This window comes from Myxococcus stipitatus DSM 14675, from assembly GCF_000331735.1.
In the GTDB taxonomy this organism is placed as follows: Bacteria; Myxococcota; Myxococcia; order Myxococcales; family Myxococcaceae; genus Myxococcus; species Myxococcus stipitatus.
This window is the reverse complement of sequence record NC_020126.1, coordinates 7,126,957-7,141,962: the sequence shown is the minus strand read 5'-3', so window position 1 is coordinate 7,141,962 and position 15,006 is coordinate 7,126,957. Positions and strand designations below refer to the sequence as shown.

The window sequence follows — 15,006 nt, the reverse complement described above, 5'->3', positions numbered from 1 at the left end:
TTCCCAGCTCGAAAGTCCTAGGCCCATCAGTCACCCGGCGGTGAGTCCCGCTGGCCGGGAGACGTGTGTGTCGTTGTCCCTCGTCCTGTAACCCGGGGCCACCTGTCAGCGCGCGTGGGCGCGAGCGCTCGAGGTGTGTCCCGACCCCTGAAAGTCCTGGAGTCAGCCATGAATTGGAGACGTGCAGCGGTGGGAGGGGCGTTGGCCCTCCCGCTGGTGGTGGGCGGTCTTGTCCTCGCGAAGGGCGAGGGCGCGGATTCGCAAGGCGGCGCCCCCAGCGCCCAGGTGCCCGCGACGCCCGTCGTCGCCGCGGAGGTCCTGAGCAAGCCCGTGGCGGACGTGGCCGAGTTCACCGGCGTGCTCGCGGCGGTGCACAGCGTGGAGTTGAGGCCCCGCGTGGGCGGCTACATCGAGTCGGTCCGCTTCGCCGAGGGCGGGCTCGTCACGGCCGGGCAGGTGTTGTTCCAGCTCGACGCGCGCACCTTCGAGGCGGCCTTCGCCCGGGTGAAGGCGGAGCTGCTCCAGGCCGAGGAGCGGCGGACGCTCGCGGAGAAGCGGTTCGAGCGCGGCGAGAAGCTGGTGGCCGAGCAGGCCATCTCCCAAGGCGACTTCGACGTGCTGGTGGCGGAGCGCGCGGAGTCTCGCGCCCGGGTCGAGTCCGCGAAGGCGGCGGTGCGCGCGGCGGAGATCGACCTCCAGGACACGCGCGTGCGCTCACCGGTCAGCGGCCGGGTGGGCCGGGCGCTGGTGACGCAGGGCAACCTGGTGAGCGGCGGCAGCGCCAACGCGACGGTGCTCACCACGGTCGTCTCCGTGGAGCCGTACTACGTCTACTTCGACGTGGACGAGGCGACGTACCTGCGCTTCTCGGGCACGTCGTCGGGCGCGCGCGGCAAGGATGGCCGCGTCAACTCGGTGCCCGTCCGCGTGGCGCTGCGGGGCGAGGACGGCTTCTCTCGCGAGGCCCGGCTCGACTTCCTGGACAACCAGGTGTCGGTGGCGACGGGCACGGCGCGGGCTCGGGCGGTGCTGCCGAATCCGGATGGGAAGCTGACGGCGGGGCTGTACGCGCGCGTGCGGCTGGAGACGGGCGCCGCGCGCCCCACCATCCTCATCCAGGACCAGGCGGTGGCGACGGACCAGAAGGGCCGCTACGTGCTGGTGATTCGCGCGGACCAGACGTTGGAGCAGCGGCGGGTGGAGTTGGGGCCCCTCGAGGGTGGCTTGCGCGTGGTGCGCGGCGGCCTGTCGGCGGGTGAGCGGGTGGTTCTCAAGGGGTTGGCCCGGCCGGGCATGAAGGTGGCGCCGACGGTGGTGGCCATGGCCGACTCCGAACATGTGGGAGGCGCACGGCCGTGAAGTTCGCGCACTTTTTCGTCGACCGGCCCATCTTCGCGGCCGTGTTGTCCGTGCTGCTGCTGATAGGCGGCGGCTTGTCCCTGGTGCAGTTGCCCCTGGCTGAGTATCCCGCCGTGTCGCCGCCCACCGTGGTGGTGAGCGCGGCCTATCCCGGCGCGAACCCCTCCGTCATCGCGGAGACGGTGGCCGCGCCGCTCGAGCAGGCCATCAACGGCGTGGAGGGCATGCTCTACATGTCCTCGCAGTCCACCACCGACGGTCGGGTGGCGTTGACCATCACCTTCGGCATGGAGGTGGACGCCGATACCGCGACGGTGCAGGTGCAGAACCGCGTGGCGCGAGCGATTCCGCGCCTCCCGGCGGAGGTGCAGCGGCTGGGCGTCATGACGGAGAAGACGAGCCCGGACATGCTGCTGGTGGTGCACCTGGTCTCCCCGGACGGGAAGCTGGATCCGCTCTACCTCTCCAACTACGCGGTGCTTCAAGTGAAGGACGTGCTCCAGCGCGTCTCGGGCGTGGGCGGCGTGGGGGTGTGGGGCGCGGGTGAGTACAGCATGCGCGTCTGGTTGGACCCGCAGCTGTTGGCCGCGCGCAACCTCACCGCGAGCGACGTGGTGGGCGCCATCCGCGAGCAGAACGTGCAGGTGGCCGCGGGTGTGGTGGGGCAGCAGCCGGATGAGCGCTCCGCCTTCCAGCTCACCGTCACGACGCAGGGCCGGCTCACGGACGAGGAGCAGTTCCGCGACATCGTGGTCAAGGTGGGCGAGGCCGGACAGGTGACCCGGCTGCGCGACGTGGCGCGGGTGGAGCTGGGCGCGAGCAACTACTCGGTGCGCGCCCGGTTGGATGGAAAGCCCGCGGTGGCCATCGGCATCAACCAGGCCTCGGGCTCCAACGCGCTGGACGTGTCCGCGGGCATCCGCGCTCGGATGGAAGAGCTGAGCAAGGCCTTCCCGGAGGGCATGGAGTACCGCATCGTCTACGACCCGACCCTTTTCGTCCGCGCGTCCATCTCCAACGTGGTGCAGACGTTGGCGGAGGCGGTGGTGCTGGTCGTGCTGGTGGTGCTGCTCTTCCTCCAGACGTGGCGCGCCTCCGTCATCCCGCTGGCCGCGGTGCCCGTGTCGCTGGTGGGCACGGCGGCGGTGATGCAGATGATGGGCTTCTCGCTCAACACGCTGTCGCTCTTCGGGTTGGTGCTCTCCATCGGCATCGTGGTGGATGACGCCATCGTCGTCGTCGAGAACGTGGAGCGGCACATCGAGCAGGGCTCCAGTCCCAAGGAAGCGGCCCGCAAGGCGATGACCGAGGTGACGGGCCCCATCATCGCGATTACGTCCGTGCTGTCCGCGGTGTTCATCCCCACGGCGTTCCTGGGTGGCCTCACGGGGCAGTTCTACCGGCAGTTCGCGCTGACCATCGCCATCTCCACCATCCTCTCGGCCTTCAACTCGCTCACGCTCAGCCCGGCGCTCGCCGGAGTGCTGCTGCGCGGGCACCACGGCCCGAAGGACGGCCTCACGCGCTTCATGGAGAAGGCGTTCGGCGGCTGGCTCTTCCGTCCCTTCAACCGCTTCTTCGACAAGGCCTCCGCGGGCTACGTGTCGCTGGTGCGGCGGGTGGTGCGCATCAGCGTGGTGGCGCTGGCCATCTACGTGGGCCTGCTGGGCCTGACGTGGCTGGGCTTCAAGAAGGTCCCCGCGGGCTTCGTCCCCATGCAGGACAAGTACTACCTGGTGGGCCTGGCGCAGCTGCCTCCGGCTTCGTCGCTGGAGCGCACGGACGCGGTGGTGAAGGAGATGTCGGACCTGATGCTGAAGGAGCAGGGCGTCGCCAACGTGGTGGCCTTCACGGGCCTCTCCATCAACGGCTTCGTCAGCTCTCCCAACTCAGCGGTGGTGTTCGCCATCCTGGATGACTTCGAGAAGCGCAAGTCGCCGGACCTGTCGGCGAACGCCATCGCCGGGCGCCTCCAGGGGAAGCTGGGCGGTATCGAGGAAGGCTTCGCGGCCGTGTTCCCACCGCCTCCCGTGCCGGGCATGGGCACGCTGGCGGGCTTCAAGCTCCAGGTGGAGGACCGCGCGGGTCTGGGGCCGGAGGCGCTCTATTCGGCCACCCAGGCGTTGGTGCAGAAGGCGTCGACGGACCCGTCGCTGACGGGGTTGATGACGACCTTTGAAATCAACGTGCCGCAGCTCCATGCGGACGTGGACCGGGTGAAGGCGAAGCAGCAGGGCGTCCCGCTGAGCTCCGTCTTCGAGACGCTCCAGATTCAGCTGGGCTCGCTCTACGTGAACGACTTCAACCGCTTCGGCCGCACGTATCAGGTGAACGTGCAGGCGGACGCGAAGCACCGCATGGAGTCGGACGACATCGGCCGGCTTCAGGTGCGCAACGAGCAGGGCGGCATGGTGCCACTGGCCTCGCTGGTGGAGGTGGGGCCGTCGTTCGGTCCGGACCAGGTGCTGCGGTACAACGGGTATCCGGCGGCGGACATCAACGGCGCGGCGGCTCCGGGCGTGAGCACGGGACAGGCCGTGGCGGCGATGGAGCGGCTGGCGGCGGAGACACTGCCCGCGGGCATGACGTTCGAGTGGACGGACCTGACGTACCAGGAGAAGCAGGCAGGCAGCGAAGGACTGTTCGTCTTCCCGCTGGCCATCCTGCTGGCGTTCCTCATCCTGGCGGCGCAGTACAACAGCTGGACCTTGCCGCTGGCGGTGCTGCTGACGGTTCCGCTCGCGTTGCTGAGCGCGCTGGCCGGTGTGTGGTTCGTGGATGGGGACAACAACATCTTCACGCAGATTGGCCTGGTGGTGCTGGTGGGCCTGGCGGCGAAGAACGCCATCCTCATCGTCGAGTTCGCCAAGGCGCAGGAGGATGAAGGCATGGGGGTGGTGCAGGCGGCGCTGGAAGCGTGCCGGCTGCGTCTGCGGCCCATCCTGATGACCTCCATCGCGTTCATCATGGGTGTGGTGCCGTTGGCACTGGCCACGGGCGCGGGCGCGGAGATGCGCCAGGCGATGGGCGTGGCGGTGTTCGCGGGCATGCTCGGCGTGACGCTGTTCGGTCTGGTGCTGACGCCCATCTTCTACATCGTCATCCGGAAGCTGGCGCTGCGCGGCGAGGAGCGTCCTCCTGCGGAGGTCCCGGCGGGGATGTCGGGTGCGGGAGGTCACTGATGACCGGCGGAGAGGACTTCCGCTGAAGTGAAACACGAGGGCCGCCTTCCGTTGGGGAGGCGGCCCTTCTTCTTGGTGGCTCCCGGCACCCGCGGCCCTAGACTGGCGCCGTGTCCAGGCCTTCCGAGCAGAGCCCCGCGGGCGGATTCCGTGCCCGCCTCCATACCGTCATCTTCGAGGCCGATACCCCCGCGGGGAAGGCGTTCGATGTGGCCCTGCTGTGGGTCATCGTCTTCAGCGTCGCGGCGGTGATGCTGGAGAGCGTGGCCTCCGTCCGTGTGCGGTACGCCACGGCGCTGAGCGTGGCGGAGTGGGCCTTCACCATCATCTTCGCGCTGGAGTACGTGCTGCGGCTCGTGGCGGTCCGCAGGCCGCTGGACTACATGCGCAGCTTCTTCGGGGTGGTGGACCTGATGGCCATCCTGCCCTCGTTCCTGAGCGTCATCTTTCCGGGGGCGCAGACGCTGTTGGTGATTCGGGTGCTGCGTCTGCTGCGTGTCTTCCGGGTGCTGAAGCTGGGGCACCTGTTGGGGCAGGCGGAGGTGCTGATGACGGCGCTTCGCGCGAGCCGGGCGAAGATCACCGTGTTCCTGGGCGTGGTGCTGAGCATCGCCGTCATCATGGGGGCGCTCATGTACATGGTGGAGGGAGAGCGGCACGGCTTCGACAGCATTCCCCGCTCCATGTACTGGGCCATCGTGACGATGACGACGGTGGGCTTCGGCGACATCACCCCGAAGACGGTGCTGGGTCAGTTCATCGCGTCGGTGTTGATGATCATGGGCTACGGCATCCTCGCGGTGCCCACGGGCATCGTGTCCGTGGAGCTGGCGAAGGCCTCACACGTGAGCCTGGACACCCAGGCGTGTCCAGGCTGTGGCAAGCAGGGGCACGACCTGGATGCGCGCTACTGCAAGGCGTGCGGGACGGTGCTGGATTGGGCCGTCTCGAGGTCCGAGTCGCGGTGAGGCGACCCTTCGTGCTTCCGTGTCGTGGCTGACTTCGGGTTTGCTGCGGGCCAGCGAAGCCTTGTTCCCTCTCCACCCGAGAAGTGAGCCCATGCGCGCATTCCTGACGACCGTGGCCTGTTCGACTCTTCTGTCCTTCGCGGGGACCGCGCAGGGGCAAGCGGCTCGGAAACCCACGGACCAGCGTGGCAACCTGGCCCCGGACCGGGCCGCTGGCAGTCAGCAGTCAGTCCCCCTGGAGGAGCCGACGCCCACTGGCGCGCCCGTCGAGACGGCGCCTCCCAACGTGCCCGAGTTCAAGCCGGCCTTCGCGGGCCAGACGCGCGCGCCCGCCGTGAAGACTCGCACCGCCCTCCAAGTCACCGAGGTGGCCTCCGGCTTCAACCACCCCTGGGCCATCGCGTTCCTGCCGGACCGGCGCATGCTGGTGACGGAGAAGCCGACCGGGAAGCTCTTCATCGTCACCCCGCAGGGCAAGAAGTCCGCGCCCATCGAGGGCCTTCCGCCCGTGGATGGCCGTAACCAGGGCGGGTTGCTCGATGTCGAGGTGGGGCCGGACTCCGCGACCAGCGGCCTCATCTACTGGAGCTATTACGAGCCTCGCGAGGGCGGCAACGGGCTGGCGGTGGCGCGCGCGAAGCTGGTGGACGGCGCGAAGCCCCGCATCGAGGGGCTGAAGGTCATCTTCCGCATGCAGCCGACGCTCGAATCGACGCTGCACGCGGGAGGCCGGCTCGTCTTCACTCCGGACGGCCTGCTGTTCATCACGCTCGGCGAGCGCTCCGTGATGGAGGGCCGCGTCCAGGCGCGTGACTTGAAGAGCGACTTCGGAAAGATTGTCCGCATCCGTCCGGATGGCTCGATTCCCCAGGACAACCCTTTCGTGGGCCGCAAGGACGCGCGGCCTGAAATCTGGTCGCTGGGCCATCGCAATGTCTTGTCCGCGGCGCTCGACAGCCGTCATCGCCTCTGGGAGGTGGAGATGGGGCCGCGCGGGGGCGACGAGCTCAACCTCGTCGAGGCGGGCAAGGACTACGGCTGGCCGACCATCGGCTATGGCGAGGAGTACTCGGGCGCGCGCATCCACAAGTCCACGCAGGGGCCGGGCATGGAGCAGCCCGTGTATTACTGGGACCCGGTGATTTCGCCCTCGGGCATGACCATCTACTCGGGGGACCTCTTCCCGGAGTGGAAGGGCAACGTCTTCATCGGCGGCCTGTCCAGCCAGGCGCTGGTGCGGCTGGTCCTCAAGAACGACCGCGTCGTGGGAGAGGAGCGGTTGCTCCTGGACCAGGACTCGCGCATCCGCGAAGTCGTCCAGGGCCCCGAGGGCGCGCTCTACCTGCTCACCGACGAGCGCAACGGACGGCTGCTCAAGGTGACGCCGCGCTGAGTCGCGGCGCTTCGGTCACCGCAACATCCGGGTCGCAATCCCACCTGCGCTGCGTCATCTCCTGGGTCTACCGGGCCACTTCGTGAGGGGCCTCGTGCGGAAGGGAGCAGGGCATGCGGAGCGGACAAGGATTCAGCGGGAGGGCCCGGCCATGAGCGCACCGGCGCGTGTGAAGCGGGCGGTGCGAGGGCCCTCCATCGAGGAGCGGCTGGAGTCACTCGACTGGACGGCCCTTTCCTCCGAGCTGGACGCGCGAGGCTGTGCGAGCCTGGGCGCGATGTTGACGCCTGACGAGTGCTCGGCGCTCGCCGGGCTCTACGCGTCGGAGGCGCCGTTCCGCAGTCGCGTCGTCATGTCGAGGCACGGCTTCGGGCGAGGGGAGTACAAGTACTTCGCCTATCCGCTCCCCGACGTCATCGCGCGGTTGCGACACGGGCTCTATCCGGCCCTGTCCTCCATCGCGAACCGGTGGAACGAAGCGATGCGCATCGACACGCGCTATCCGGAGACCCACGAGGCCTATCTCCAGCGGTGCCATCAAGCCGAGCAGCTCCGGCCCACCCCGTTGCTGCTCCAGTACGGCGAGGGGGACTACAACTGCCTCCACCAGGACCTCTACGGCGACGAGGTGTTTCCCCTCCAGGTGGCCTTCCTCCTGTCGGAGCCGGAGCGCGACTTCACGGGAGGCGAGTTCGTGCTCACCGAGCAGCGCCCGCGCATGCAGTCCCGCGCGGAGGTGGTGCCCCTGCGTCAGGGGGATGGCGTCATCTTCCCCGTCCACCATCGGCCCGTGCAGGGAACGCGCGGCACCTATCGCGTCAACATGCGCCACGGCGTCAGCCGCATCCGCGCCGGGCATCGCCACACCGTGGGCATCATCTTCCACGACGCCCGCTGACGCGGCAGCCGCCACGGCCTTCGGGCAAGCACTCGTCGGACCTCCTTCGGGGGCTGCGTCCCGCGAAAGATGCGGGTGGGGCGGGCCGGGTCTCGCGGCTATCATCCACGCCCACGGTGGACGGGCGCGCGATGCACGACTTTCAGGCGATTCTCGATGAAGTGATGGCGGCGGTGCGGCCCGTGGTGGGGCAGGGGCGCGTGGCGAACTACATCCCCGCCCTGGCCTCGGTGGACCCTTCGCGCTTCGGCATGGCGCTCGCGACCGTCGACGGAGACGTCTTCGGCGTGGGGGATTGGCGCATGCCCTTCTCCGTGCAGAGCATCTCCAAGGTGTTCGCGCTCGCGCTGACGCTGTCACGCGACGGGGACGCCATCTGGCGCAGGGTGGGCAAGGAGCCCTCCGGCAATCCGTTCAACTCCCTGGTGCAGCTCGAGTACGAGCAGGGCGTGCCGCGCAACCCCTTCATCAACGCGGGGGCCCTGGTCATGACGGACCGGCTGCTCAGCCTCACGGGGGACTCGCGGGGCGCGGTGCGCGACTTCCTCCGCGCGGAGAGCGGCAACCCGGCCGTGGACTTCGATGCGGTGGTCGCCGCGTCGGAAGCGGAGCACGGCCACCGCAACGCCGCGCTCGCGCACTTCATGAAGAGCTACGGCAACATCGAGAACCCGGTGCCCCTCGTCCTGGAGCACTACTTCTGGCAATGCTCGCTGTCGATGAGCTGCGCGGACCTCGCGCGGGCGTGCGGCTTCCTCGCGAGGCATGGGCGGACGGCGGGCGGGACGCGCTTGCTCTCGCGCAGCCAGGCCAAGCAGGTCAACGCGGTGATGCTCACCTGCGGCACCTACGACGCCGCGGGAGAGTTCGCGTACCGCGTGGGCCTGCCCTGCAAGAGCGGCGTCGGAGGCGGCATCATCGCCGTCATCCCCAATCGCTGTGGCCTGTGTGTCTGGGGCCCGGGGCTCGACTCGCACGGCAACTCGGTTGCCGGTGTGGAAGCCCTGGACCGATTCACGACGCTGACCGGGCTCTCGGTGTTCTGAGGGCGGAAACGCGAAACCGGTCCTCGTGGAGATGCTCTTCCGCCGAGGACCGGCCCCCACCGCCCATCCTTCACGCCCGAGCCGTCCCATGGCGAAGCAGTCCAGCCACTTCGCTGCTGTGACTCGCCCGTCCGTCCCGCCGCCGCCGCCCGTACCGCTCCTGCCCCGACCTACCCGCCGCCCGTGCTGCCCCGACCTGCCCGCCGCCCATACCGCCCGCCCTCCACTCTGTGCCGTGGTGGGCGTCGCCAGAGGACTTAGCAGGGCGCGTGCCGCTTCCTTGGGGCTGGAAGAGCCCAACGTTTCCAGGGACTTGCGACACTCAGAAGCCCCGGGGCGCGAGCCGCCCCGGTAAGAAGTCGGGTCGTGCCGGGGCTGGAAGCGGGAGCACCGCTTCCAAGGCCTCCGGCTGGCTGCTCACGGCGCGTGGGCAGGCGCGGGAGCGTCGTCCTCCGTGACCTCGCGCCGGGCCTCGCCGCGCACCTTCTGCATCAGCACGTACAGGCCTGGGATGAAGATGAGGTTGACGATGGTGGACACCAGCATGCCGCCGAAGACCGCCGTGCCCAGCGAGTTGCGCGCCGCCGCGCCCGCGCCCTGCGCCGTCATCAGCGGCACGACGCCCAGGAGGAACGCGATGGAGGTCATCAGGATGGGCCGCAGGCGGACCTCGGACGCTTCGATGACCGCGTCCAGGGCGCTCTTGCCGCTCTCCCTCAGCTGCTCCGCGAACTCCACGATGAGGATGGCGTTCTTGCTGGCAAGACCCACCAGCATCACCAGACCCACCTGGCAGAACACGTCGTTGGCATAGCCGCGCAGGAGCTGCATGCCCAGCGCGCCCATGATGGCCAGCGGGACGGAGAGGATGATGACGAACGGGAGGCTGAAGCTCTCGTACTGCGCCGCCAGCACCAGGAACACGAACAGCAGACCCAGGCCGAAGATGATGAGCGTCTGCCCACCGCTCTCCTGCTGCTCCAGGCTGATGCCCGTCCACTCGCCCGTCATGCCCTGCGGCAGGTTCTCCGCCGCCAGGGTCTGCATGGCCTGCATGGCCTGACCGGAGGAGACACCCGGCGCGGGCGCGCCGTTGACCTCCGCAGAGCGGAACAGGTTGTAGTGACGGATGACCTGCGCGGACACCGTGGGCGTCACCTTCACCACCGACTCGAGCGGAATCATCTCCCCGCTCTCGCTGCGCACGTAGAACGAGCCGATATCCTGCGGGCTGTCGCGGAACTGCTGCTCGGCCTGGAGGTACACGCGGTAGGTGCGGTTGGCGTAGTTGAAGTCGTTGACGTACTGGCTGCCCATGTAGACCTGCAGCGTCCCGAAGATCTGCTCGATGGGGATGCCGAGCGCCTTCGCCTTCTGGCGGTCCACCTCCACATCCAACAGCGGCGTGTCCGCGTTGAAGGCGGTGAGCACGCCGCGCAGCCGTCCGTCGGCGTTGCCCTTCGCCACCAGCTCCTGCGTGGCCGTCGCGAGCTCGTCGAGGGTGCGCGTTCCGGCGGCGTCCTCGACGATGAACTGGAAGCCGCCGACGCTGCCGACGCCGCGGATGGCGGGAGGCTGGAAGGGGATGACACGCGCGCCGCCAATCTTGCTCAGCGGGCCACGCAGCCGCTCCACCATCGCCGCCACCGTCTGGTTCTTGCCGGGGCGCTCCTCCCACGGCACGAGGCTGGAGAACACCGTCGCCAGGTTCGGACCCGAGCCCTGGAAGGAGAACCCGCCGATGGCGAACATGGCGCGAACCTCCGGCTGCGCCTTGAGGACCTCCTCCACCTGGGCCAGCACCTTCTCCGACTGGGCCAGTGACATGCCCTCCGGGCCCTGGATGGAGATGATGACGTAGCCCTGGTCCTCGTCGGGGATGAAGGCCGTGGGCGCCATGCGGAACAGCGCCACCGTGGCGGCGATGCACGCGAGGAACGCCACCAGCACGATGAGGGGGCGCTTGAGGAACACGCGCAGGCTCCGTCCATACAGGGAGCGCGTCGCGTCCAGCACCTTGTCCACCCAGCGGAAGAACACCCACTTCTCACCGGGGTGGTGCTTGAGCATCCGGGCGCTCAGCGCGGGCGTGAGCGTCAGCGCGCAGAACGTGGAGAGCGCCACGGACGCGGCGATGGTGAGCGCGAACTGCCGGTAGATGGCGCCCGTGGTGCCGGGGAAGAGGGCCACCGGGACGAACACCGCCACCAGCACGATGGAGATGGCAATCACCGCGCCCGCCACTTCCTTCATGCCCTCGCGCGCGGCCTGTCGGGGTGACAGCCGCCGCTCCACCATCAGTCGCTCGATGTTCTCGATGACGACGATGGCGTCGTCGACCACCAGGCCCGTGGCCAGCGTGAGTCCGAAGAGGGTGAGGGTGTTGATGGAGAAGCCCATCAACTGGACGAAGGCGAACGTCCCCACCAGCGAGACGGGCAGGGTGAAGGCGGTGATGAGCACGCTGCGCCAGCCGTGCAGGAACAGGAAGATGACCAGGATGACGAGGGCGATGGCCTCCACCAGCGTCTTGAGCACCTCATGGATGGACGCGCGCACCGCGAGCGTCGTGTCCGTGCCCGTCTGGTACGTCATGCCCGGAGGGAACTGCTGCGACAGGCGGTCGAGCTCCTTGAAGACACCGTCGCGCACATCGAGCGCGTTGGCGGTGGGGAGCTGGAACACGGCGAGACCCACGCCCGTCTTCCCGTTGAAGCGCAAGAGCGTGCCGTAGCTCTCCGCGCCCATCTCCACGCGGCCCACGTCCTTCACGCGCACGCTCTTTCCCGTCGCGTCGCGCATCAGGATGATCTCGCCGAACTCCTCCGGCTCCACCAGCCGGCCGCGCGCGCGGACCGCGAGCTGGTAGGGCTGCTCCTCGCTGGAGGGCGGCTGGCCCACCTGGCCCGCGGCCACCTGGAGGTTCTGCTCCTGGAGCGCGCGCGTCACGTCCTGCGGGGTGAGCTTGCGGCGCGCCAGCTCCGTCGGGTCCAGCCACAGGCGCATGGAGAACTTGCGCTCGCCGAAGATGCGCACCTCGCCGACGCCGCGCACGCGCTTGATGGCGTCCTTGAGATTCACGTCGGCGTAGTTGCTGAGGAACTTGGCGTCGTAGCGGTTGTCCGGGCTGGACAAGCCCACGGTCAACAGCATCTGGCTGGAGGCCTTGTTGACGACGATGCCCGTCTGGTTCACCTGCGCGGGCAGGCGGGCGGCGGCGCGGCTGACGCGGTTCTGCACGTCGACGGCGGCGACCTCGATGTCGCGCGTGGCCTCGAAGGTGACGGTGATTTGACTGGTGCCGTCGTTGCTGCTGGTGGAGGTGATGTAGCGCATGCCCTCCACGCCATTGAGCTCCTGCTCGATGGGGATGGTGACGGCGCTCTCCACGACTTCGGCGCTGGCGCCCACGTAGGTCGCCGTCACCGTCACCTGGGGTGGAGCCAGGTCCGGGTACTGGGAGATGGGCAGCGTGGGGATGGCGATGGCCCCCACCAGCGTCAGCAGGATGGAGCAGACGATGGCGAAGACGGGTCTGCGGATGAAGAAGTCGACGAACACGGCGTTCAGGCCCTCATTCTCGTGACGGCAGCCGGGCCTCGCGCGCGGGTGCGGCGAGGCCCGGGCCTGCTCAGCGGCTGCCCGCCGTGGCTGCACCGGCGCCAGGGGCGGCGTCGGAGGACTTCACCTTCACGGCCATTCCGTCGCGCAGGGCCTGGAGCGACGAGACGGCCACCCGGTCGCCCTGCTTCAGTCCGCTCTCGATGACGTAGGCCATCTCACCCAACGAGCCCAGGGTGATGGGGCGGCGCTCCACCACCGTCTTGCCTTCCTTCTCCTGCACCACCATGGCGAAGGGCTGGCCGCTCAGGCGCACCACGGCGAGCGCGGGCAACTGCAGCGCGTCCCGCTTGGAGTAGACGATGCGCGCGCGCACCAGCTCGCTGGGGCGCAGGCCCACCGTGTTCTGGAAGGCCGCCTTCACCTCCACCAACTGCGTGCGAGGGTCCGCCTGCGGCGCGACGAAGAACAGCGGGCTGGTGAGCAGCACCTGGCCCTTCGAGTCCAGCACCTCCAGCACCGTGTCCGGCTTGAGCGAGCGGGCCCGCTCCGACGGCAGCGACACGCTGACCTCCAGCACGTCCGCCTGCGCGATGCTGGTCAACGGCGTGGTGGCGCCCACGAAGTCACCCAGGCGCACCAGCACGTCGCCCACCGTGCCCGCGAAGGGCGCGCGCACGGCGTGGAACTGCAGCTGCACCTGGCGCTGGGCCACCTGCGCGGCGGCGGACCGGGCGGCGGCCTCGGAGGCCTCGAGCTGCGCGCGGCCTTGCTCCATCTCCTGCGCGCTGGCCAGGCCTTCCTTGTAGAGCGCCTCCGTGCGCGCGAAGGTGCGGCGCGCCAGCTCCTTGTTCACCTCGGCCGAGCTCTGCTGGGCCTGGGCGCTGTCGAGCGCGGCCGTCTCGGTGCGCGAGTCGACCTCCAGCAGTGTCGCCCCGGCCTCCACCTTCTGGCCGGGCTTCACGTGGATGCGCCGCACGTAGCCGGCCACCTGCGGAAGCACCGTGATGTTCTGCCGCGACAGGAGCGAGCCCAGGTACTCGCTGGTGTCCCGCACCTCGCTGGGCGCCAGCGTCAGCACCTGCACCTCGCGCGGAGGCGGGGCCGCGGGCGGAGGCGGCTTGCCCCCGCACCCCGCGGCCACCAGCAGGGCGGTACTCCACAACGTCATCTTCAGCGCCATCAGGGGGCGCACCCGCTTCACCAGTCGCACCGGGCCTCCGTCAAGAATGCGTCCAGGCGCGCCTGGACAAGCTCGAATTCGCGCAGCGCCAGCGTCAACTCCGCCTGGCGCAGGGCCGCTCCGCTCTGCACCAGCTCAAGGCTGCTGCCTCGGCCCACTTCAAAGGAGCGCCGGGTGAGCCGGTCCGTCCGGTCCGCGAGCTCGCGTGACTCCGACGCCGTCTTCACCAGGGCTTGTGCCACGTCCACGCCGCGCCGGGCCTGCTCCACCTCGACGGACGCATCGCGGCGGTTGCTCTCCAGCGTCTGCTCCGCCTGCTTCTCGATTCCCTCGCGCTCCCGCACCAGCCCTCCGCGCAGGCCGCCTTCCCAAATGGGGACGGACAGCACGGCGGCGATGCTCCACGACGAGAACCGGCCGAAGTCCGGGTCCGTCGTCACGCCTTGAAGGTTGCTCGTCAGGCCCAACGTGGGCAGGTAGCCCGCGGAGGCCTGCCGTCGGCTGTCGCGCGAGGACTCCACCTGCGCGCGCGCGGACACCAGGTCCGGACGGGACTCCAGGTCCTCCAGCGGCGTGCAGGCCTTGCGTGCATCCTCCATCAGCCCATTCAGGTTGAAGGACGACGCCACACCCACCGCGTGGCCGAAGCCCAGGGCGATGCCCAGCGCCTCACGCGCCCGGCGGAGCTGTTCGTCACCCGCGACGAGCGAGCCTCGCGCCAGCGCCACATCCTGGTTCACCCGCACCACGTCCAGCTGGTTGCTGGCGCCCAGGTCGAACGAGCGCGTCGTCAACGCGGAGCGCTCCAGCGCCTGGAGCAGGCCCACGCGGTTGAGCTCCGCGGCGCGCTCGGCCGCGACCGTGGCGACGAGCGAGCGCGCCAGGCCCAGGGTGAGCCGGCGGCGCATGTCCTGGAGGCTCGCCACCGCGCCACGCTCGGCGGCGGCGTTCGAGGACAGGTTGCGCCACGCGCCCACATCCACCAGCGACTGGCTCAGCGACGCGCTGACCGTGCCGACGATGGGCGTGGTGGGCTTGCGCCCCTCCAGCGCGGGCGTGGCGAACACCCCCACGGGCGTGTCCGAGTTGAGGAAGTCATGCGCGGCGCTCGCGGAGGCTCGGGCGTTGGGCAGGAGCGCGGCCAGGGCCTGACGCCAGCGGCCCTCGGCGCGCTGGACGCCTGCCTCCGCGGTCCGCAGGTTCGTGGAGCGCTCCCGGACAAGGGCCAGCGCCTGCTCCCAGGTGCCGACCTGCTGCGAGGCGGGAGGGACCGGGGCCAGCATGGGGTCCTCCACCTTCGTCTGGAACGGCACGGGGGGAGGGACGGGGGCACTCGACGCGGGAGGCGTCGAGCTCGCGACGAGCGCCAAGAGGAGGACGGTGGGGGAAGACATACCAAGGGGCCAGGCAATGTTG

The 15,006-nt window shown here is 69.5% G+C and carries 9 protein-coding genes; 6 read left to right on the top strand and 3 right to left on the bottom strand.

All coding sequences use genetic code 11. The annotated features are described in order from the left end of the window. Window positions 1-168: 168 nt before the first annotated feature. The 6 genes from MYSTI_RS27395 (at window position 169) to MYSTI_RS27370 (ending at window position 8,846) form a co-directional block, all read left to right on the top strand. Complete coding sequence (locus MYSTI_RS27395; RefSeq protein ID WP_015351057.1) at window positions 169-1,359, top strand: efflux RND transporter periplasmic adaptor subunit; 1,191 nt, start codon at window positions 169-171, stop codon at window positions 1,357-1,359. Then, the gene (locus MYSTI_RS27390) at window positions 1,356-4,541 is read left to right on the top strand and encodes an efflux RND transporter permease subunit (protein ID WP_015351056.1); all 3,186 of its coding nucleotides are present in this window, start codon (window positions 1,356-1,358) and stop codon (window positions 4,539-4,541) included. The genes MYSTI_RS27395 and MYSTI_RS27390 overlap by 4 nt, the downstream gene beginning before the upstream one ends. Window positions 4,542-4,651: 110 nt before the next feature. Next, on the top strand, window positions 4,652-5,509 hold the full coding sequence (locus MYSTI_RS27385) for an ion transporter (RefSeq protein WP_015351055.1): 858 nt from the start codon (window positions 4,652-4,654) through the stop codon (window positions 5,507-5,509). Between the two features lie 91 nt (window positions 5,510-5,600). Further along, on the top strand, window positions 5,601-6,902 hold the full coding sequence (locus MYSTI_RS27380; RefSeq protein ID WP_015351054.1) for a PQQ-dependent sugar dehydrogenase: 1,302 nt from the start codon (window positions 5,601-5,603) through the stop codon (window positions 6,900-6,902). 151 nt (window positions 6,903-7,053) lie between these two features. After that, the gene (locus tag MYSTI_RS27375; RefSeq protein ID WP_015351053.1) at window positions 7,054-7,800 is read left to right on the top strand and encodes a 2OG-Fe(II) oxygenase; all 747 of its coding nucleotides are present in this window, start codon (window positions 7,054-7,056) and stop codon (window positions 7,798-7,800) included. Window positions 7,801-7,931: 131 nt separating this feature from the next. Then, window positions 7,932-8,846: a glutaminase gene (locus tag MYSTI_RS27370; protein ID WP_015351052.1), complete on the top strand. Its 915-nt coding sequence runs from the start codon at window positions 7,932-7,934 to the stop codon at window positions 8,844-8,846. Between the two features lie 417 nt (window positions 8,847-9,263). On the opposite strand, the gene MYSTI_RS27365 is transcribed toward MYSTI_RS27370, so the two are convergent. The 3 genes from MYSTI_RS27365 to MYSTI_RS27355 all read right to left on the bottom strand — a co-directional run bounded on the left by MYSTI_RS27365 (window position 9,264) and on the right by MYSTI_RS27355 (window position 14,984). Further along, window positions 9,264-12,407: an efflux RND transporter permease subunit gene (locus tag MYSTI_RS27365; RefSeq protein ID WP_015351051.1), complete on the bottom strand. Its 3,144-nt coding sequence runs from the start codon at window positions 12,405-12,407 to the stop codon at window positions 9,264-9,266. A gap of 70 nt (window positions 12,408-12,477) precedes the next feature. Further along, the gene (locus MYSTI_RS27360) at window positions 12,478-13,611 is read right to left on the bottom strand and encodes an efflux RND transporter periplasmic adaptor subunit (RefSeq protein ID WP_044900672.1); all 1,134 of its coding nucleotides are present in this window, start codon (window positions 13,609-13,611) and stop codon (window positions 12,478-12,480) included. Next, complete coding sequence (locus tag MYSTI_RS27355; protein WP_015351049.1) at window positions 13,608-14,984, bottom strand: TolC family protein; 1,377 nt, start codon at window positions 14,982-14,984, stop codon at window positions 13,608-13,610. Before MYSTI_RS27355 ends, MYSTI_RS27360 begins: the two co-directional genes overlap by 4 nt. Between the last annotated feature and the right edge of the window lie 22 nt (window positions 14,985-15,006).